Here is a 19,837-nt window from a genome sequence, read left to right on the forward strand (position 1 = left end):
CAGAAGGGGGACCTCCGTCATGTCGACCACCGACCACGACATCGCAGCAATCACCTCCGTCCTCGGGGAACTGGTCGCCGCCTGGGAGCGGCACGACGCCGACGCCTACGGCGAGTTGTTCACCGAAGACGCCACCTACGTCACCTACGTCGGCACCTTCTACCAGGGGCGCCGGGACATCGTGGAGAGTCACCGCACCCTGTTCTCGACCTTCCTCAAGGGCACCAGGCTCGCGGACGACATCCTCGACATCCGCTTCTACGGACCGGACGTCGCCGTGGTGAACGGGCGCGGTGACACCTACAAGGGCGAACGGCGACCCAAGCTCACCAAGATGCAGACCTACACCTTCGTGCGAAACGGCGAAGGCGGCTGGCGCATCGCGGCCTTCCACAACACCAAGCGCAAGCCGCTGATGGAGTCGATCTCCTACAGGTTCGCCCCGGGCCTGGTCCCCGCCGCCGGAAGGTGAGCCCCGGGCACCGACCACTCCGGCGATGTGGCCTCATCGAGGACCGCCGCTGCCGGGGGCACACCCGGGGGCCGCGCCGAACGGGGGCACACATGAACGGGGCGCACATGAACGACGCGTCCGCCGACTGCTCATCGGCTATCGAGTCGGTCCCCGCGAGGCCCATGGGCAAGCTGCACGAGGGGGGCTTGCCCGGCCGCCGCTCGTCCGTGAGCGGCCGTCAGTCGCCTTTGAAGGCCCCGCCACGACACTCGGAACTCGCCTCCGTCAACGGATACGGCCGCGGCGAAGCGGGTTCCGCTCGGAGAGTGCGCCGATGGCCGGCCCACCGCAGACCGCGGACCGGATCGGCCGGGGTCAGCGGCTCGATCCGGTCCGACATAGCATCAGTGATCACCCATCGGACTGGCGCATCCGATCAACTGACCAACCGAGTCAAGAGACATGCTCCAGGCCGGTCAGTCATCCCCGTCCTGGCGTGTGTGTCTGGAGGCTGGGCACCCGAACCATTTCACCGTCCCCTTCTCGGACGTGTAGCCCAGGCACCTGAAGGTTCTGTCGTGCACGGTCTCGGTCCGGTCGACGCCTCCAGCCAGATCGTCACTCTTGTAGTAGGTCTGCACGAGGGTGTCGATCTCGACGGTGTACCAGCGGCGCTTGGTGCTCGGCATGGTGCAGCGCTGGGCGGTCAGCTCCCGGGCAGGGTCATTGCTCCATATCCTCTGCTCGGCGCGGTAGCAGTGCACGCTCTCGGACGCGCCGGCGGTACCGGCGCCCGCGCCGAGCAGGGTCGCGACGCCCGTGGCGACCGCAGCGGTGACGCCGAGCAGGCGCTTCAGAGTGAGGTTCATGGATGGGTCTCCTGCCAGCCTTGGTGACGCTCGGGAGTGAAGACGTCACCTTGGGTTGATAGTCACACCGATTCGGTGTGACTCGCCTGGCAGCCGACGGCGCAGTACCCCGACCCGGTGACGTAGGTGCCCCCAATGCAGCAGGCGTGGCCACCGCCCCGGCAGGCCTGTCGTGCCGAAAGCGGGGAGTCGGTCATCGGGTCGCGCGGATCCCGGGCACTTGACCGGTCCCGACCCCGTCAAGGCGTCGGCCTGGACGCACCGTCACTTGATGCCCGTCGTGGCGACTCCCTGCACGATCTGGCGCTGGAAGGCGAGGAACACGGCGATCAGCGGGAGGAAGCCCGGGACCGGGGAGGCCATCACTTCGGCGTACTGGATGTTGCTGTTGCTGACCAGGGACGCCAGACCCACCGGGATGGTCCGGGACTGGGTCTGGTTGAGGACCAGCAGGGGCCACAGGAAGGAGTTCCAGGTGGTGATGAAGGTCAGGATGGCGACCGTGGAGAGGGCGGGACGGCTGATGGGCAGGCAGGCCCTTGCGCAGACGCGCCACCAGCTCGCCCCGTCGATGCGGGCGGCCTCGAGCAGCGCGACGGGGATGCCGCGGAAGAACGACTGGAGGACGAAGACCGAGATCGGCGCCGCGATGGACGGCAGGATCAGGGCCCAGAAGGTGCCGAGCAGGTGGAAGGACCGGTCATGGGTCCTCCACTCGGACCGCGGTGCCGGTCGCGCGACGGTGCCGCAGTCCGTACCAGGCCGCCGAGATCGCGACGATGATGACGAAGTAGTCCATGGTGGCCGCGGCGCCGTAGCCGCCTCGGTAGGAGGTGAAGCCGGTGTCGTAGATGTACTCGATGACTGGGCGGGTGGACTGGTTGGGCCCGCCGCCGAGGAGCAGGTGGATCTGGTCGAAGACCTTGAGCGAGGCGAGGACCTGCAGGATCAGCACGAGACTGGTGGTCCGGCCCAGCAGGGGTACGGTCAGGTGGCGGATCCGCTGCCAGGGGCCCGCCCCGTCGATGGCCGCCGCCTCGTACACGTCCGGCGGGATGTCCATGATCGCGGCGGTGTACAGGACGAAGTTGAAGCCGAAGGTCCACCACAGGGTCATGAGCGTCACGGCGGTCCAGTCGCCCGACGTACTGCCGACGAAGTCCGGCACCGGCAGTCCGACGGCGCCGAAGATCTTCGGCAGCAGCCCGATCTGCGGGGTGTACGTCCACAGGAAGATCAGGGCCACCACGGACGAGGGCACGACGTACGGCGCGAAGAACGCCACGCGGTACAGGACCCTGCCGCGCCGCACACGGTGCCGGGCGTCGCTCCTGGAGCGGTGTGCGATGACGCGCGGCCGACGGCCGACGGGGCGACTTCTGGGGCCGGCCGGTCAGTTGGCCACGGTGAGGGCGAGCGCGGCGAGGATGAGTGCGAAGGCGGCCACGGTGAGGGCGGTCCGTACGAGCCGTGCCCCGCGCGCTCGCTTCCGCGGGGGCGGCGCGAAGCAGCAACAGGGCTCTGTCGGGTGCCAGTAGGGGGAATCCAGCCAGTAGGAGCCCAGGAGGCGGGCCGAAACCGGGAATCGGGCGTCGTCGTCCATGTGCGGGCCAACGGACGGTGGGACCGACGGGTTGCGGTGGTGACTCCGGCCGGCACCGGACCGTGACCTTGCATAGCTGCTGGGTATGTGCCAACTGGTGGTCCACCGTGGCTCGCGGGGGCGCCGGTGCCATGACGTGCGGTTGCCGTCGCGGGGGCAGCCGCTCAAAGGCCCCTCGGATCGCCGAAGGGCCTTTGACCCGGCCCGTGTGTCCTGTCAACGGCAGGAGCGGGGGCTACGGCGTGGGCACCGGCGCCGCGCTGTCGTCCGGTGCGGTGGTCTCTCCCTTCTTCAGTAGCGTCTCGGCCGCGTAGGCGCCGGGACCGAGGCAGGCGATGAGCAGGAACGTCCAGCAGAACAGGACCGCCGGCTCACCGCCGTTGTCGATCGGGAACAAGGCGTTGGGCTGGTGGACGCTGAAGTACGCGTAGGCCATCGACCCGGAGCAGACGGCGGCCGCCGCCCGCGTGAAGAGGCCGAGGGCCACCAGGACTCCACCGGCCAGTTCGATGACCGCGGCCCACCACCCGGGCCACTGCAGGGTGGGGACCGTGCCGCCGCCGTGGGCGCCGCCCAGGACTCCGAACAGTGACGCCGCGCCGTGGCAGGCGAACAGGAAACCGGTTATCAGGCGGAACACCGCCTGAACGACCGGGCGCACGGTGCGTAACGTCAGTAGCGGTGAGAAGTGCATGGGGGTTACTCCTCGGATCGGGGAAGCCTGGCGGCGGGTCAGGATTCCGATCGTGTGCATGACACTCAACGGTCTAGCTTGCCAAGCGGGCCGGCACCAGCCGCTGGAAGCTCTGTATTTGCTCTGAAGCGACCGGGCGCTGGTCCCCGGTGGCGACGTCACGTCCACAGCTCCCGGCTCGTGCACACGTGCGCACCCATGTTCGTCTCCATCATGCGCAGTGCCGCCTCTGCGAGGTCTTCGTGAATGTGCGCCACGGCGTCTCGGGGGACGATCACTTCGAGGTGGCGGATGTGGGCGTCGAGGGCGGAGTACAGCACGCACTGCTCGGTCACCTGGCCGCACAGCACCAGCTGCCGGATTCCCCGCTGCCGGAGCAGATACGTCAGGGGCGTCTCGTAGAAGATGGAGTGCCTGGCTTTGAGCACGAAGAGGGAATCGGCGTCGGGCCGCACTGGCTCGACGAGCTCCGCATGGGGAGCTGACAGGGCCTGCTCCAGCAGCTCGCCGTGGTGCGAGCGCCACTCTCCGAAGTTGTCGTTGACGTAGATGACCGGCGCTCCGTGGCGCCGCGCACGGCTCAGCAGATCCGCCAGCACCGGCACGACCGCCCGCGCCGAGGGGAGCAGCAGCTCGGCGTCCTGGTGATCGTAGGTGTTGATCATGTCGATGACGATCAGTGCGGTCTTGCCCATACCGTCAGCGTTCCACTTCCAGGACGGCACGAAGTGCCCCGAACGGGGCTGCCGCCACTCTTTCGGGAAGGGGCACCGGGCATGGTGCGTCCGCCTGGCACACGGAGGTGGCGCTAAACCCGTAGTAGGGCCGTCTGATCTGGAGATCGGCACCGTGATGGTCGCTGCCCGCCGCCTGGTCGCACACTCGCTGCTCGGTGGTGCATCCGGCACCCCGGCAGGCCCGGAATGGTTGGTGAGGGTCCGGGCCCCTGCACCCGGACGAGCGCCCGCGACTCGAGGGATACGGGAGGCGGCGCGCTCCTGGGCCCCCGGCACGGCGGTGCGCGGGGCCCAGTCCGCCCAACCGCCTGCGGGCCCCGAGTGTGGCCGGCGGCCGCGCGTGACCCCGTACGGATCACCGGGATGCGGCTCGGGAGCGGGGAGTGCCCTTCGGACGGCGCGTGGACCGACCTGGCGGGGCGCCGAGCGGGTGCACGCCTGGTCCGTCGCCGTCGTCGTTACGCGCGGTGGACGCTGACGCCACCGAGCAGGCCCCAGGCGTCGATGCGTACCGTCGGGCCGCCGGGTTCGCTCGGGCCGTCGTCCGACACGCCGCCCAGGCGCAGCCCGTGGACCTCCACCCGGACATCCGGCAGGACCCTGAGCTTGACGCCCCCGATCAGGCTCAGCTTGGTGATGCGCAGCTCCGCGCCGTCCGGTATGTCGATGTCGGTCAGGTCGACATCGGCGCCGCCGATGAGGGACGCGGTGACGGTGCGCTCATGGAGGGTGGCTCCGTCCAGGCGGTGACCGCCGAGGAGACTCACCTTGACATCGGCCTTCTTCGGGTTGTCCCCGTCGCTCTTCGTCATGGGAACAACCGTAGCGGCGTGGGCACTTGGGGCCGTAGTGTCCGCCGTCCCGTGTGGCGGATGACAAGTGTCATGCCGTGCAGGTGCCGTGAGCTACGGGCGTGCTCGGCTCCGAAAGAGATGTGCGCGCGGTGGGGCTCGTTGCCACGCCGCCAGCAGGGTCCGCCCGTCGGTGTTCGGTGCCCGGCCATTGCTGCGTCGAGGCGGCGGGCCCGAGCCGGCTCCGGCTGCCGGTGGTGGTGACCCGGCGTCGATCCTGCCGTGCCCTCGACCGGCTTGTGAGGACTCGGTTGTGAGGACTGGGTTGCGCGGGCACACCGCTAGGGCATACTGACCCCTCGCCAGTGCAACAAAATGTTGAAGGAGCGTGAGTTGGTAGCCACTTTCAGGACGGTCGCCGAGGTGGGAGAGGCTCACATGGCCCAAGCGGAGGCCCTGGGGCGTGCCTTCCAGAAGGCGATCGCGCCCGCCACCGTCAACTACGACTTCGGCCACATTCGCGATGCCGCAGCCGCACTTCCCGACAGTGGCATCGTCAGGATGGTCCGCGGCTGGGGACTTCGGGAGGAGGCACCGATCCTGGTGATGGCGCTCTCCCTCAAGGAGGCGGTCCGCCAGGCGCTCCCGCCCGAGGCGGCTCAGGCGTCGTTCTGGGGAACCGTCGAGCGCGAGCTCATGGATGCGTTCACCGGTCTCGCGGCGCAGGAGGGCGAACCGGGGCTGGCCTACTACGAGGAGGGGCCGGAACGCACGAGCTACTACCGCGACTTGTTCTTCGCCCTCCAGGACGAGGAGGCGGGCGCGTACGTGTACGGCGTCGCCTTCTGCGCCGACGTCACGGTCGGCCTTGCCAAGTCCCGTGTGGGGGCGCTGGGCCTCGCCGACGTCGCGCCGTTCGCGGTCCGGCTCAACGCCATCGTGGTGCGCCAGAAGCTCGCGAACGTGGACTGATCTCCTGGGTGTCACCCGCTGTCAGCTTCGGGTGCCGCCCTCGCGTGCCTCGCGGTCGGCCCCCGCGGGCCCCCGCGATCACTCACGGCCCGCCGTCCCGGGCCGTTCCCGTATGGCGTGCATCACATGCGTGGCGGTTCGTGTCACAGCCCAGGGGCCGTTCCTCGTCTCGGGAAGCGACCACAGCGACCGTGCCGCAGGGACCACATGAGGTCGACGCCCCACCTGACACGACGTCGCGAGACACACGCAGAGGAGTCACGATGAAGCTCTCCAAGTTGGTCACAGCTGTCGTCGCCACCACCGCCGTCATCGCCGCCGCCGCTCCGGCCATGGCCGTCACCCCGGCGAACTGGCACATCGACGGCAAGTACAACGACGGTGCGCCGTCCCCCTCCCTGGTCAACGGCGGCACGAAGGTCTCCCCGGCCAATTTCCATGTGACGGTCGGTACGGCGGTGACCCCGGCAAACTTCCACGTCACGGCCGGCACGGCGGCGACGCCGGCCAACTGGGCCCAGGCAGCGCAGGCCTGATGACGGCAACCCCGCGCGGCCGTGTGGCGACGTTCGGTGCAGTTGCGGCGCGCGATGACGACACGAGCACTTCGCGGAGACGCCCTAGTCCGTGGCGTTCCACTCTGCCTGCACCCACGCCAACTGCGCGTCGCTCAGCGACGGGTCGAAAGTCGTCGTCTTCGGCCAGCCCATGGAAGCTCGGAGATCTCCGCCGGATCTAGCCGCCGGTCGTGCCGTCGAGCATCTCGCGCAGGATGTCCAGGTGGCCGTTGTGGCGGGCGGTCTCCTCGGTGAGGTGGAGGAGGATCCAGCGCAGGTCGACGTGGAGGCCGTCGCGGCCGGCTCGCTGGGCCTGTTTGTCCAGGCTGTTCTCGGCTACCAGTTCGCGGTAGCGGGCGCTTTGTTCGGTGTATTCGTCGAGCAACTGTGTGAGCGGGAAATCGACCGCGATACGCATCTCGCGGTCGGGGTCCTCCTCCGTCCAGGGGCCCCGGTCTTCCTCGCCGAGGAAGACCACCTGGAACCAGTAGTACTCGACCCAGCGGAGGTGATTGACCAATCCGCTCATGGTCATCAACGGTGAGCTCGGCAGAAGCGCCTTGCGTGCGTTCTCAGCGGAGACGCCGTCGCACTTGGCGCGGGCGGTGTCACGTGCATAGTCCAGGAACGTGGTGAGCTGAGTGCGCTCGTCCCACGCGGGCGGCGTGTCATCGATTCTGGTCATCGGGTGAAGCGTCCCTGATCGGCGTGAGCGATGTCGAGGCAATTATCGACCGACCGGCCCTGCTCCGCCCAACTCCTCGTCCGGCAGGTCGCTACGGCGACTCAGCGTCGGCGGGGCCGCCCGGCAGAATCCGCCGGACACTCCCCAGTAGCCGCCGGGTGGTGGCCCCGTTCCCCGAACGCCCCGAGGTGGGCGGCGAGTCCGGGCGGGAGTTCCTCCACGTGCAACTCTCGCCCGGCGTCTCACACGACCATGCCGTTGCGGTCGCCGGGATGTCCGACACCGGTGATCAGCGCTTGCGTCACGGGCAGCCCCTGGTTGTCCATGTGTGGGCCAAGGGCGGGCGGGCTTGGCGGGGCGCTGTGGTGAGCCTTGGTGGCATCAGAGACGTGACCTCGCGTTGCTGCTGGACTTCTGCCGGCAGGTGAGTAGTCGTCGCGCCACACACATACGGGCCAACACGGCCGCGGTGCCCTCGTCAGTGTGATGTGTAACGGCTGCGGATGGCTGTGGTGGCGAGGAACCCTGTCGCCGCGGCGCTGAGGAGGGCGGAGAGGGCGAGAAAGAGGGTGTTCCGGTGCATGGTAGGGCCTTCCTTTCCGGGGCCTTGGATGTCTTACACAACGGCGATGGCCGCACTTTCGGGTCGGTCACGTTCGTAGGTGCACCCGGATGGCCGCCCTGTCGGGCAAGCCGCAGCAGATCGACATGGATGCACGGACGGCGGTCGTCGATCGGGGGCGGGGAATCCGAATCCGTAGGCGTCCGCTTCCTCGGGGCACCTGGGTGGACGGCCGTTGACGTTTCCAATCGGTTTGCCGCTGACCGGCCCGGTCGGATAGGAAGCTCGCATGCTTCGAGGCGACAAGATCGGGCTGCGGGCCCGGCACGAGGACGACGTCCCGGTCCTGCTGGCCGAGCTCTACGACGACGTGGTCAACTCCTCGCGGGCCGAGAGCCGGCCGTGGCGGCCGATCTCGCCCGGCTCGAAGGATCCGCGGCTCGTGGTGGACGACAAGGATCAGGGGTACGTCCCTTTCTCCGTGGTGGAGTTGGACGGCGGCGCGCTGGTCGGCACGGCGACCCTGTGGGGCATCGACAACCACAACCGGTGCGCGCACATCGGTCTTGGACTGCTGCCGTCCTCCCGTGGCAAGGGCTACGGGACCGATGTGGTCGCGGTGCTGTGTCACTACGGTTTCGACGTGCGTGGCCTGCAGCGGCTGCAGATCGAGACGCTGGCGGACAACGCCGCGATGCTGGGCTCCGCCGAGCGCAACGGCTTCGTCCGCGAGGGCGTGCTGCGCTCCTCGGCCTGGGTGATGGGCGAGTTCCTGGACGAGGTGCTGCTCGGCCTCCTCGTCCAGGACTGGCAGGCGCACGCGAGGGCCTAGGACCTGCCGCGTGGATTGGGCAGGACCTCGCCCATGGCAGCGTGGGGCGCGTACACCCAGATGGCGAGTTGAGCGGAAGACGGGGGGAGGAGGAGGCACGTGCTGGAGGGGATTCTGGAGGCGCGGCGGCTCGCCGAGGGTGCGGGGCCGCGAGACGTGTTCGACACCGACGACCCGGCCGCCTGGCTGCGACTGGACGAGGGTGCGCGGGCGGAGGACTGGTACTGGCCGCCGGAGAGTGTCGCCCGGGAGTCGATGGACAGTGGTCGCTCGCTGCTCGCCGACCTGGCCGCGGGCGATCCGATGTCCGACGGCCACCTCGCCCTCGCCCTGTGCCACCGCGACGGCAGGATCCGGCACCGGGCGCTGGGCCGGGTCGCCGGCCGGTCGGAGCTGCTTCCCCTGGTGGTCGTGCGGTGCACCGACTGGGCGGAGCCGGTGCGCACGCGGGCCCGCGAGCGGCTTGTCGAGGCGCTGGACGCCGAAAGGGCCGCACAACTCGCCCCGTTGATCCGGCGCCTCGCCGACCGCCATCGCGGCGACTTCGCCCTCGGCCTGCTGAACGACGTGCTGCGTCGGTCGCCCCGAGAGCGGATGACCCCGATCCTCTCGTCCCGTGATCGTGCGGTACGACGGTTCGGTTACGGCCTCGTCGTCGAGGAGGGCATGCTTTCCGCCGCCGAACTGGCCCGGGCCGCGGCCCGGGACGACGACGCGGTCGTACAGGCACTGTGCGCGGACGCCGCGCTGACGACCGTGACGCCACCTGATGCGCGGGAGGTGCTGGACGCGCTGCTCGGCGCCCGTGGCCCGCAGGCGCGGTCGGCAGGCGTGACCGCGCTTCGGCGGCTGGGCGAGCCGGACCGGGCCGTGGATTTCCTCGCCGACCGGTCGGCGCTGGTGCGGGCCTGCGCCCGGTACGTTCTACGGCAGCAGGGCACCGATCCGCTGACCTGGTACCGGGCGCGCTGCGCCGACCCGGCCGACCCGGAACTGCCGCCCGGTGCCGCGATCGGACTCGCGGAGTGCGGGGAGCGCGCGGACGCGGCCCTGTTGTGGCCGCTGCTGGACCATCCGCGGCCCGGGGTGCGGGCACGGACGGTGGCGGGGCTGCGGACGCTGGACACGACGGACGTCCCGAGGATGCGGCAGTTGCTCGAGGATCCGGCCCCGGGTGTGGTCCGCGAGGCCACGCTCGCCCTGCTGCCGTCGGCCGATGCGCTGCCGGCCGAGTGGCTCCTGCCGCGGCTGGACCCGGCACGGCCCCGGTGGGAAAGGGTGTCCGCGTGGCGGCTGCTTCAGGCGCACGACGTGGTCGTACGGCTGGGGGCGGCCGTGATGCTGCTCGGCGGTTCCGACGAACGGCTGCGGTCATGGGCGGTGCCCGTGGTGCGAGCCGTGGTGCGGTGGGGGATACGGGGCCGGTCGGAACCGGAGGTTGCCGAACTGCTCGAACGGGGCCGTGTCCTGCTGGCCCGATCCGTCGGCGGTCCGCACGTGCCGCGGTGATCCGCGTGCCGAACGGCTGCGGGCTCGGGCCCCTCAACTGGACCGTCCAGAAGGGGTCCGATGTCGTGATCAGACCAACTACCGTGTGATCAACCCGCCGATCCGGGCGCTCCCCGCTCGAGCGCGAGGCGGCAGCGTTCCACCTGGTCGGCGACATGGTCCATGAACCAGCGCGTGATCTCGTAGGGGATGACGTGCTCGTCATGGCCCAGGATGTGGACGGTGGGCTCAAGGTCCGGATCCTCGTCGGGTATTGGCGCGGTCAGCAGGGCAGCGCCGGGCAGGTGTGCAGGCGCGTCGGGAATCCCGGCCCATGCGACCGGTGCCGGTTCCGCCTCGCTCAGTTCCAGACGCCGTGCGTCGTCCGGCAGCGCGTAGTGGAACTGGATCGCGTAGTGGCGGCCCGCGTGAACGCGCAACTCGGTCATATCCGCAGGCTGTCACAGCCTCGGCGGGTTGCCGGTCCGTGTCCGCGAGGAGCGCTGTCCAGGACAGCTCCAATATGAGGAGATATCATGCTGTTTGTGTGACATTCGGTGCGAACGTCTCCGCCTCCAAGGCGCGAACGTTCCCCCCGTCGCACTCGGCCGAAGCGGTGCCCTCCGTCGGTGCGCCTTGAAGGTGCCCGGCTTGAGCGAGCGGAGAACGGATACCCCGTACACCCTTCGGCGTCGCCGCCGGAGCCATGACCGCTGAGTCGCTCATCTGTGATGTGCACGTCTCGATTGAGCATCGCATGCTTAGTAATGAGTCGGCTGGGAAGTCGGAGGTGCACAGCCCGGTGCCGCCGGACCGGTGGGGTGAGCCGGTTTCCCGGGCGAGGCAGTCAGACGTCCGACCGCCATCTCTGGAGTGTCATGACCCTTCGTATCGGAGTGGAAGAAGAGTTCCACATCGTCGAGGTGGAGACGGGACGGCTCGTGTCCCGTGCCGACGCGGTGCTGGACGGCCTCCCCGGACAGACCTTCACGACCGAGCTGCAGCAGGCGACCGTGGAGTCGAACAGCGGTGTGCACGCGTCCCTGGACGGCCTGTACGGCGATGTCACCGGCACCCGGCGCCGACTCGACACCGCAGCGGCCGCTCACGGCCTGGCCGTCGTCGCCGCCGGAACCGTCCCGCTGGCCCGCACCGCGGACATACGCCCCACGGCCGGACGCCGCTACCGTCACATGGTCGACGAGTACCGTCTCCTCGCGGACGAGCAGCTGATCTGCGCGACCCACGTCCACGTCGACGTTCCCGACCGTGACCTCGGCGTCCGTGTCATGTGCGAGGTGTCGCCCTGGCTGCACGTGCTGCTGGCCCTGTCCGCCAGCTCCCCCTTCTGGCTGGGCACCGACACCGGCTATGCCAGCTGGCGGACCATGCTGTGGCAGCGCTGGCCCACCGCGGGGCCGCCCGGATGCTTCGCCGACGCCGCCGAGTACGACGCGGCCGTGCGGTGCCTCATCGACTCCGGTGTCATCAGTGACGCGGGAATGATCTACTACGACATCCGGCCCTCCGCCCACCAGCGGACCCTCGAACTGCGCATCTGCGACGCCTGCCCCCGCGCGGAGACGGTCGTGCTGATCACCGGGCTCTTCCGCGCCCTGGTGACCGAGGCGCGTGAGCGGCTGGAAGCGCCTCACGCCCTGGCCTGCGCGGGCCGGCACGAGTGGCTGCGTGCCGCTGCCTGGCGGGCCGCGCGGTCGGGCCTCGAAGGCACCCTGATCGATCCCGGCACCCGGCACGAGGCGCCCGCGGCCCAGGTCGTCCGCGGCCTGCTGAGGCGGGTGCGCCCGGCGCTGGAGGCCGCCGGAGACTGGGGCACCGTCCGTGATCTCGCCGAGCGGGCGCTGGCGGCGGGCAGCGCCGCCCACCGCATGCGGCGCACGGCCGCGGGGGAGGACCTGCTGGCCTGCACGGACATGGCGATCGCGGAAACCCGGGGCGACGACCAGCCGCGCCCACGGCCCGTCGCCGACGCCACCCACCACGTCGCTCTCCCTGGGCGGACCGCCGCGAACGCCTCCGAGTCCCGCCCGGCAAGGATCGCCGGCCATTGAGGCGTACACGACGAAATCAGGCTCCCTCACCGACCCACCTCGTACACGCTCTCGTCGAAAAGGAGAGGCACCCCGTGTCAACCAGTCCTGACCACAAACCGGCGGACGGGCCCGCGTACAGCCCACGGCCGCGCACTCCGCGCGACCCGTACGCGCAGCGGGGAGGTGGTTCCGGATGTGCGGCTTGAGCGGAGAGATGCGCTTCGACGGCACGCGGCCCGACCTGGCGGCCGTCGAACGCATGAGCGACCGGCTCGCTGCCCGCGGCCCCGACGGCCAGGGCATCTGGTCACGGGACGCCGTGGCGCTCGGTCATCGCCGGCTGAAGATCATCGACCTCTCGCAGCGCGGGCGCCAGCCGATGACCGACGCCCGGCACGACATCACCGGCGTCTTCAACGGGTGCATCTACAACTACGAGGACCTGCGGGCGGAGCTCAAGGCGCTCGGTCACCGGTTCCGGTCCACGTCCGACACCGAGGTCGTCCTCAAGGCGTACCAGCAGTGGGGGACCGCCTGCGTCGACCACTTCCACGGCATGTTCGCCTTCGCCCTCGTCGAGCACCGCACCGGCCGGCTGATCCTCGGACGCGACCGGCTCGGCATCAAGCCGCTGTACCTCGCGCAGACCCGTGGACGGCTGCGCTTCGCCTCCTCGCTGCCCGCCCTGCTCGCGGCCGGCGACGTCGACACCTCGCTGGACCCGGCCGCCGTGCACCAGTACCTGAGCTGGCACGCGACCGTGGCCACACCGCGCACCGTCCTGGCCGGGGTGCGCAAGCTCCCCCCGGCCACCGTGCGGATCGTCGAGCCCGACGGCACCCACCGGGACCACCGCTACTGGCAGCCGTCGTACACGCGCCGCCCGGAGCACACGGGCATGGGTCCGGCCGAGTGGCGCGACGCGGTGCTGGACGCACTGCGCGTCGCCGTGCGCCGACGGATGGTCGCCGACGTGCCGGTCGGTGTCCTGCTCTCCGGAGGGCTGGACTCCAGCCTGATCGTGGCCCTGCTGGCCGAGGAGGGACAGCGGAACCTGGCGACGTTCAGCGTGGGCTTCGAGTCGGAGGGCGGCGCCGACGGAGACGAGTTCCGGTACTCCGACCTGGTCGCCAGGGAGTTCGCCACCGATCACCACCAGCTGGCCGTTCCCTCACGCCGGGTGTCGACCGCCCTGGAAGCGGCGATCGGGGCGATGAGCGAACCGATGATGAGCCACGACGCCGTGGCGTTCCACCTGCTGTCCGAGCAGGTGGCCAGGAACGTGAAGGTCGTCCAGTGCGGGCAGGGCGCCGACGAGGTCTTCGCCGGCTACCACTGGTACCCGCGACTGGCCGGCGTGGCACGCGAGGAGGAGCCGGAGAGGTACGTCGACACGTACTTCGACCGGTCGCACGCCGACCTCGCCGCGATTCTGCAGCCGGACATGCTGCCACGGGACGACGTCTCCGGCCGGTTCGTGCGGGAGCACATGGCGGCGCCGGGGGCCGAGACCGCGCTCGACGCGGCCCTGCGCCTCGACACACACGTCATGCTGGTGGACGACCCGGTCAAGCGGGTCGACAACATGACCATGGCCTGGGGCCTGGAGGCCCGCGTGCCGTTCCTCGACCACGAACTTGTGGAGCTCGCCGCCGCCTGCCCGCCGGAGCTGAAGCTCGCCGACGGCGGCAAGGGAGTCCTGAAGGAGGTCGGCCGCAAGCTCGTGCCCCACGAGGTCGTCGACCGCCCCAAGGGCTACTTCCCGGTCCCGGCGATCACCCACATGGCCGGACCCGTCCTGGACAGGGTGCGCGAGGCACTGGGTGCCCCCGAAGCGAAGCGGCGCGGCCTCTTCCAGGACTCGTACGTCGCCGAACTCCTGGCGGCCCCCGACCGACACCGCACCAAGCGCGGCGCGAACGCGCTGTGGCAAGTGGCTTTGCTGGAGATATGGCTGCAGACGCACGGAATCTGACCGGTGAACCGGAACCCATCACCGAGGGCACACCCGGCAGCGGCGACGCCCCTGCCGAGACGCCCTCCGCCGCGCGCCCGACGCTGACCGAAGGCCCGGCCCCGCCGGCCCCGGACGGCCGTGAACCCGCCTTCGCCGCGCCCGCCCGCATCCCACTCCCGGACGCCTCCGGCCCGCGCGAGGCGACGACACGGCTCATCGCCCACGGCTGCTGGTACCCCTCGGCCGACCCGGCCGGAACACAGACGGCGTTCATCTGCGACCGCGGCGGTGTCCCCCAGCTCTGGGTGGGCCCCGTCGACGGCGACGCGCCGCACCTGCTCGACGACGGACCGGACCCCGTCCAGGAGGTGTCCTGGTCGCCCGACGGCCGCTGGATCGCCTACACCACGGCCCCCGGCGGCGGTGAGCAGACACGGGTGCTGTGCGTACGGCCCGACGGCACCGACCGCCACATCCTGGCCGGGGCGGAACCCGGCAGCTCCGCCCACCTCGGCTGCTGGGCCCACGACGGATCGGCGATCGCTGTCACCGTCGCGGTCCCCACCACCGCACCCGCCCCCGAGGCCATGGCGGAGCCCGGCCCCGCGCCGGCCGTCGGCTTGCCCGACGACTGGCAGAGCCGGATGGGCGACGCCGCGTTCCTGGACGTCGCGCGGCTCGACACCGCCCCGCCCGCCAACCGCGGACTCGGCCTCCCGGCACACCCCACGGACCACCGCCCCGGCCTGCCGTCACCCGCCGCGGCCGTCGACACACCGGCGATCGGCGCCCCCGGCGACGGGCACACCGCCCCGGCGGCCGGCTTCGGCGACGGGCTGTCGGCCTATCTCATCGACCCCGACGGCACGACCGCCCCCGTCCTGCTCGCCACGGAGAGGGACGCGGCGACGCTGCGCGTCTGCGATCTCAGCCGTGACGGCTCGCTGGCACTGCTGCGCCGGGGGCCCCGCGGGCGGCGCGAGGCGGTCGTGCTGCGCACCACCGACCACGAGACGACGTGCGTGGTGCCGGTGGCCGACGGCGACCCGTGGATCGGCCAGTTCACACCCGGCGCGGACACCCTCTGGCTGCGCAGCAACGCCCACCGAGAGTTCGCGGTCCTCCTCGCCGCCGAACTCGACCCGGAGGGGCAGCCGCGCGGCTGGTCCGTCGGGGCATCCCGCGAGGACACCGACCTGGAGCTGCTGCGGTGCGCCCACGACGGCAGCGCCGCGGTGCTCGCCTGGAACGCCCGCGGCGCCAGCGAGGTCGAGATCCTCGACACGGACCCGCCCGGCACGACCGGGGCCGCCCACGGCCCGCCCCGATCCGTGTCCCTGCCCCACGAAGTGGTCACCCGCATCACGGACGCCGGCACCGGGCGGCTGCTCCTGGCCCTCTCGGGATCCCAGCGCCGACCCGGCATCTGGTGGCTTCCCGAGGGCGTGCATCCGGTGCGCACCCCCTGGTCGTCCGCGGACGAGGACGCCGTTCCCCCGGGCCGCCCACCCGTACGACCGGTCCACCGCCGCCAGACCGCACGGGACGGGCTGCCGCTGAACGGCTGGTACTACCGTGCACCGGGGCGCAACCCCGGCGAACCGGCGCCCTGCGTCATCTATCTGCACGGCGGTCCCGAGGACCAGGAGCGCCCCGTCCTCAATCCGCTGTACCACGAGATCCTGGGCCGAGGACTGGACGTCTTCGCACCCGACGTACGCGGGTCGTCCGGCTACGGCAGGTCGTTCGTCGACGCGGACCTGGGCAGGGGCCGCTTCGCCGCGATCGACGACGTGGCCGACTGCGCCGCCGACGCGGTGCTGGCCGGATCGGCCGACCCCTCCCGGCTCGCGGTCATGGGCCGCTCGTACGGCGGCTATCTCACCTTCGCCTCGCTGGTCTGGCACCCGGACCTGTTCCGCACGGGGGTGGCAGTGTGCGGCATGTCCGACTTCGCGACCTTCTTCGAGGGCACCGAACCCTGGATCGCGCAGTCGGCGGCCCACAAGTACGGCCACCCCGAACGCGACCGCGAACTCCTGCACGCGCTCTCACCGATGAGCCGCATCGACGCGCTGCGTGCTCCGTTGCTCGCCGTGCACGGGGAGCACGACACCAACGTGCCGCCAGGGGAGTCAGAGCAGTTCGTACGGGCGGCACGCGAGCGCGGACTGTCCGCCGAACTGCTCACGCTGCGCGACGAGGGACACGAGTTCCTCCGCGCCGACAACCGCCGGCTCTTCCGCCGTGCCGCGGCCGACTGGCTGCAACAGCACCTGACCGGCTGAGCGGCCCGTCACAAGGCGCCCCGTGCCCACTACTTGATGCGTCGGGTGATCGCCTTGACGAGGTCGGTCCTGGCGATCTGCAGCGCGAAGCGCTCGGGCTCGGTGGTGAGGGGCCGGGCGTACCAGGGCAGCGCGCGGCGCCTCCACTTGGCGGGAGGCAGATCGGTGGGGAGCGGGGGCAACGGTACGACCCATGAACCGAGCCGGAGTTCGCCGTTCCAGACCCCCGCCGGGAGGGTGCCGACGGGCACGTCGACGAGGAAATCGGGGCTGCCAGTGGTCTGCTCGACCGGGAACCGCGCGGTCTCACCGCCCCCGTCGTCCAGTACCAGGAGCAGCGCGCCCGCAGGGAGTTCCGCCAGCTCGCATCGTCCGCCGACCTGCAGCCGAGGCGGTGTACCGGCGGCCCAGCGGATGTCGTCGAGGTGCAGCAGGGGCAGCACCCGGTGCTTCGCCTCGCCGAGGTCGAGGGTGAGGTTGCCGTGCGGCTTGGTGGTGTAGAGCGTGACGGCACGCAGATCGCCGTCGTCGGCGACGACGCGGGTGCCCGCGCCGGCGGGGACGTCGGCGGCCCGCCTGCTGCCGATCCGGACTTCCTTCGACAGGCCCTGGGCGCCCACTGCGAGGGAAAGGTCCCACAGCCCGTCCGCGAGCGGCCTGCCGCCGGCCGCGGTGGCGATGTCGACCGTGGCCTCGAATCCGGCGAGGTCGTACGTGTACCGGCCCTGGTCCTGGTCCGCTCCGAGTCCGGGTGTGGGGGTATGCGTGAGCGGAAGGCGGTACTCGGTTCCGCTGTCGCGTTCACGCAGGACCAGTTCGGTGGTGACGGCGCGGGTCTCCACACGGTGCACGTAGCCGTGGCCGGCCAGGTGCAGCATGGTGCCGCGCAGGTCGGCCCGGGTGACATGGTGGCGGACGGCGAGCTGGGCCGTCACGTCGTAGCACGAGTCGGGGACGGCGCGCTCGGGATCGCGCAGGAACGGGTAGCGGGCCAGAGCCCGCCCGCCGTCGACGAGGACGGGGGTGGCGGCCTTGCCGCGGGCCAGCCCCTTTTCGAAGGTGAGCAGCTCCAGCAGTTCGTCCAGCATGCGGTGGCGTACGAGATGGAGCCGCAGCCGAGCCATGGCCGAGAGCCGCTCGTTCAGTCCCTCGTGCCACAAGGGCTCGATGATCTGGGCCAGTTGGTCCAGCATCTTCTCCTGGACCGCACGGGGTTCGAAGGCGAGCTGGTCGGCGAGCATCTCCTTGACGTCGACGGTCAGATGCCGGTGGGCGAGGTGGTCGCGGCCGGGCCCCGGAGGCACGTTCTCCAGGATCATGTCGACCACGCGCGGCAGGAAGCGCAGCCTGTGTTCGGAGCCCTTCAGCCTTCGGGTGATGTTGCCCTCGTCCTCACGCAGCACCCAGAACACGCAGTCGTAGTCGGCGACCACGGAGACGCCCGAGGCACGCAGGTAGGCCGCGCCCACGAACAACTGGTCCTCGCCGATGGGCAGATCGGTGGGGAACCGCAGCCCATGCCGCTCCAGCAGTTCCCGGCGGAACAGCTTCATCGGGTTGAGCGTCCAGTACACGCGGGAGGAGAAGACGTCGGTGCGTGGCTGGTTGCCCTTGAACATCGACGTGGGGGCGCCGCGTCCGCCGACGCCGACCATCTTGCCGAGCACGATGTCGGTGCCGTTGCTCTCGGCCGCCCGCACCATGCGTTCCAGCGCCTCGGGGCCGAGGTGGTCGTCGGCGTCCAGGAAGAACACGAAGTCACCGGTGGCGAGTTGGAGCCCGGTGTTGCGGGGCCCGGACGGGCCCCCGGAGTTCCCCTGGCGCACCACCCGCAGGAGCTCCGGGTAGAGGCCGCTCAGCCGGTCCAGCTCGGTGGCTGTGCCGTCGGTCGAGCCGTCGTCGACGACGATGACCTCCAGCCGGTCACGGCCGATGCTCTGCTGGGCCACCGAGGTGATGCAACGCGTCAGGTAGGGCATCGCGTTGTACGCGGCGACAATCACCGAAACGCTGGCGCCGGGCATGAGTCAAGTGCTCCAAAATACCGGGTGACCCCATGCCACGGAGGCTTCGACATCAGGCGTGGGGGAACCGTGAAGATCCCTGTGAACCTACCATGATCAGCCTGTGTCCCAGCGGCGCGCGCTCCGTGAGGGAACACATACCGGCCATTCGCGCACCGGCCGCCGAACGGCACCCGACGCCCCTGTTGCAGGGACGTCGGGTGGCCGGGTCGGGTCAGGGACGGTACTGACAGACCGTCACACCGTCCCGCGCGCCGCAGCCGATCTTGGTGAACCGGCTCTGGATCATGTTCCAGTAGTGCCCCCACCGGGTCTTGTAGCCCACGCTGTTGGTGTCGTTGTTGTTGGGGTCGGCGTCGTACGCGGCCTTCTCGGCCGCCCACTGCCCGGTGGCTCCGGTCGGGCCGACGGTCGACATGTTCTCGGCGCCGTTGAAACCCGGTGAGTGCGCCAGCGAGCCGGGGCCGCTCGGCGTGGACGCCGGATTGTCGGCCCAGGCCTGTGCGATGTCGGCGACGCCGCTGTCCCAGACCAGCGGCGGTGCGCCGGCCGCCTGGCGAATGGTGTTGGTCTGGCTGACGATGGTCTGCTGGTCTCCGGGGCTGATGGAGGAGATGGCCGCGGAAGCGCTCGTCGCGAACATCGTGCCCCCGGCCATCAGTCCTGCTGCTATGACGGCCACGGCTTGACGGCGTATCCGAACAGGGTTGTTCATGGCGACCCCCTGGTCGCAGAGAGAGTGGCAGATGCTGCCGACGGGTCTCACTCGTCACAGGGGCGGGCCGTGTGGCCGGCTCCTGCGGTGACCGGAGGCAACCGCCGGCGAAGTGGCCAGGTCGGGCGGCCGTACGGCGGCCCCCTGCGCCCACAACCAGACTAAGTCGCGGGCGTCCGCGCGGCGACCGGGGAGGCGCTCGCGTTGACGTCGTCCCACGTCAACGGCTCATATTCACAGGCAAGTTCACCGGTCCGGAGAGTCGTTACCGAGGTGCCTGACGGCACGCTTCGAGTGCGGCTTCATGTGACACACCGGCCTGGGTCAGGTCGGTTGCGCAGCGGTCCTGGTCGCCCACCAGTCCGACGTAGCACGCCATCTGGACGGCGTCCGTGACCTCGCCGCCCTGCGCCTGCACAGCGCGCTCGCAGGCGGCGATGTCCGCGTGCGCGGCCGGCGCGGCGATGACGCCTCCGCCCAGGGCGAGGGCAAGGCCGGCGAGGACGCTGGGGATACACGCCGTACGACGCATGAGGATGCACCTGCTCTCAGGGT

The 19,837-nt window shown here is 70.6% G+C and carries 20 protein-coding genes; 8 read left to right on the forward strand and 12 right to left on the reverse strand.

From position 1 onward, the window contains the following. Positions 1-19 precede the first annotated feature (19 nt). A complete protein-coding gene (locus ACZ7FF_RS13460; RefSeq protein ID WP_470812060.1) occupies positions 20-472 on the forward strand; it encodes an SgcJ/EcaC family oxidoreductase in 453 nt (150 codons plus the stop codon). A gap of 458 nt (positions 473-930) precedes the next feature. Here ACZ7FF_RS13460 and ACZ7FF_RS13465 read toward each other — a convergent pair whose 3' ends face one another. The 7 genes from ACZ7FF_RS13465 to ACZ7FF_RS13495 form a co-directional block, all read right to left on the reverse strand. Continuing rightward, the gene (locus ACZ7FF_RS13465; RefSeq protein ID WP_470812062.1) at positions 931-1,323 is read right to left on the reverse strand and encodes a hypothetical protein; all 393 of its coding nucleotides are present in this window, start codon (positions 1,321-1,323) and stop codon (positions 931-933) included. Positions 1,324-1,587: 264 nt separating this feature from the next. Beyond that, positions 1,588-2,010: a carbohydrate ABC transporter permease gene (locus ACZ7FF_RS13470; protein ID WP_470812251.1), complete on the reverse strand. Its 423-nt coding sequence runs from the start codon at positions 2,008-2,010 to the stop codon at positions 1,588-1,590. 13 nt (positions 2,011-2,023) lie between these two features. After that, on the reverse strand, positions 2,024-2,635 hold the full coding sequence (locus ACZ7FF_RS13475) for a carbohydrate ABC transporter permease (protein ID WP_470812063.1): 612 nt from the start codon (positions 2,633-2,635) through the stop codon (positions 2,024-2,026). Between the two features lie 81 nt (positions 2,636-2,716). Next, positions 2,717-2,926 (reverse strand): hypothetical protein, encoded by a 210-nt coding sequence (locus ACZ7FF_RS13480; RefSeq protein WP_470812065.1) that lies wholly within the window; start codon positions 2,924-2,926, stop codon positions 2,717-2,719. A gap of 235 nt (positions 2,927-3,161) precedes the next feature. After that, entirely contained in the window at positions 3,162-3,620 is a 459-nt protein-coding gene (locus tag ACZ7FF_RS13485) for a DoxX family protein (protein ID WP_470812067.1), read from the reverse strand. Between the two features lie 158 nt (positions 3,621-3,778). Next, on the reverse strand, positions 3,779-4,315 hold the full coding sequence (locus tag ACZ7FF_RS13490; protein ID WP_470812069.1) for a cysteine hydrolase family protein: 537 nt from the start codon (positions 4,313-4,315) through the stop codon (positions 3,779-3,781). A gap of 500 nt (positions 4,316-4,815) precedes the next feature. Next, positions 4,816-5,169: a hypothetical protein gene (locus ACZ7FF_RS13495; RefSeq protein WP_470812071.1), complete on the reverse strand. Its 354-nt coding sequence runs from the start codon at positions 5,167-5,169 to the stop codon at positions 4,816-4,818. A gap of 354 nt (positions 5,170-5,523) precedes the next feature. On the opposite strand from ACZ7FF_RS13495, the gene ACZ7FF_RS13500 reads away from it, so the two are divergent. Next, positions 5,524-6,120 (forward strand): Type-2Aa cytolytic delta-endotoxin, encoded by a 597-nt coding sequence (locus ACZ7FF_RS13500; protein ID WP_470812073.1) that lies wholly within the window; start codon positions 5,524-5,526, stop codon positions 6,118-6,120. 263 nt (positions 6,121-6,383) lie between these two features. Beyond that, positions 6,384-6,656 (forward strand): hypothetical protein, encoded by a 273-nt coding sequence (locus ACZ7FF_RS13505; protein WP_470812075.1) that lies wholly within the window; start codon positions 6,384-6,386, stop codon positions 6,654-6,656. A gap of 199 nt (positions 6,657-6,855) precedes the next feature. Here ACZ7FF_RS13505 and ACZ7FF_RS13510 read toward each other — a convergent pair whose 3' ends face one another. Continuing rightward, on the reverse strand, positions 6,856-7,362 hold the full coding sequence (locus ACZ7FF_RS13510) for a DinB family protein (RefSeq protein WP_470812077.1): 507 nt from the start codon (positions 7,360-7,362) through the stop codon (positions 6,856-6,858). Positions 7,363-8,213: 851 nt separating this feature from the next. Between ACZ7FF_RS13510 and ACZ7FF_RS13515 the strand changes: the two genes are divergently transcribed. Both ACZ7FF_RS13515 and ACZ7FF_RS13520 read left to right on the forward strand, forming a co-directional pair. Further along, positions 8,214-8,756: a GNAT family N-acetyltransferase gene (locus ACZ7FF_RS13515; protein ID WP_470812078.1), complete on the forward strand. Its 543-nt coding sequence runs from the start codon at positions 8,214-8,216 to the stop codon at positions 8,754-8,756. 99 nt (positions 8,757-8,855) lie between these two features. Beyond that, positions 8,856-10,265: a HEAT repeat domain-containing protein gene (locus tag ACZ7FF_RS13520; protein ID WP_470812080.1), complete on the forward strand. Its 1,410-nt coding sequence runs from the start codon at positions 8,856-8,858 to the stop codon at positions 10,263-10,265. 89 nt (positions 10,266-10,354) lie between these two features. Here ACZ7FF_RS13520 and ACZ7FF_RS13525 read toward each other — a convergent pair whose 3' ends face one another. Next, complete coding sequence (locus tag ACZ7FF_RS13525) at positions 10,355-10,693, reverse strand: hypothetical protein (protein ID WP_470812081.1); 339 nt, start codon at positions 10,691-10,693, stop codon at positions 10,355-10,357. 429 nt (positions 10,694-11,122) lie between these two features. Between ACZ7FF_RS13525 and ACZ7FF_RS13530 the strand changes: the two genes are divergently transcribed. From ACZ7FF_RS13530 to ACZ7FF_RS13540, 3 genes are all read left to right on the forward strand, one after another. Further along, positions 11,123-12,316, forward strand: coding sequence for a carboxylate-amine ligase (locus ACZ7FF_RS13530; RefSeq protein WP_470812083.1), 1,194 nt, complete (start codon positions 11,123-11,125; stop codon positions 12,314-12,316). 175 nt (positions 12,317-12,491) lie between these two features. Continuing rightward, entirely contained in the window at positions 12,492-14,273 is a 1,782-nt protein-coding gene (locus ACZ7FF_RS13535; protein ID WP_470812084.1) for an N-acetylglutaminylglutamine amidotransferase, read from the forward strand. Continuing rightward, positions 14,249-16,543 carry a S9 family peptidase gene (locus ACZ7FF_RS13540; protein WP_470812085.1) on the forward strand — a complete coding sequence of 765 codons (2,295 nt, stop codon included), beginning with the start codon at positions 14,249-14,251 and terminating at the stop codon, positions 16,541-16,543. Before ACZ7FF_RS13535 ends, ACZ7FF_RS13540 begins: the two co-directional genes overlap by 25 nt. A gap of 29 nt (positions 16,544-16,572) precedes the next feature. Here the strand turns inward: ACZ7FF_RS13540 and ACZ7FF_RS13545 are convergent, their stop codons facing one another. The 3 genes from ACZ7FF_RS13545 to ACZ7FF_RS13555 form a co-directional block, all read right to left on the reverse strand. Beyond that, positions 16,573-18,567 carry a glycosyltransferase family 2 protein gene (locus tag ACZ7FF_RS13545; protein ID WP_470812086.1) on the reverse strand — a complete coding sequence of 665 codons (1,995 nt, stop codon included), beginning with the start codon at positions 18,565-18,567 and terminating at the stop codon, positions 16,573-16,575. A 214-nt stretch (positions 18,568-18,781) separates the two neighbouring features. Beyond that, complete coding sequence (locus ACZ7FF_RS13550) at positions 18,782-19,282, reverse strand: CAP domain-containing protein (RefSeq protein WP_470812088.1); 501 nt, start codon at positions 19,280-19,282, stop codon at positions 18,782-18,784. Between the two features lie 265 nt (positions 19,283-19,547). Then, positions 19,548-19,814 (reverse strand): hypothetical protein, encoded by a 267-nt coding sequence (locus tag ACZ7FF_RS13555; protein WP_470812089.1) that lies wholly within the window; start codon positions 19,812-19,814, stop codon positions 19,548-19,550. Between the last annotated feature and the right edge of the window lie 23 nt (positions 19,815-19,837).

The organism is Streptomyces sp. NPDC037126, assembly GCF_055605965.1.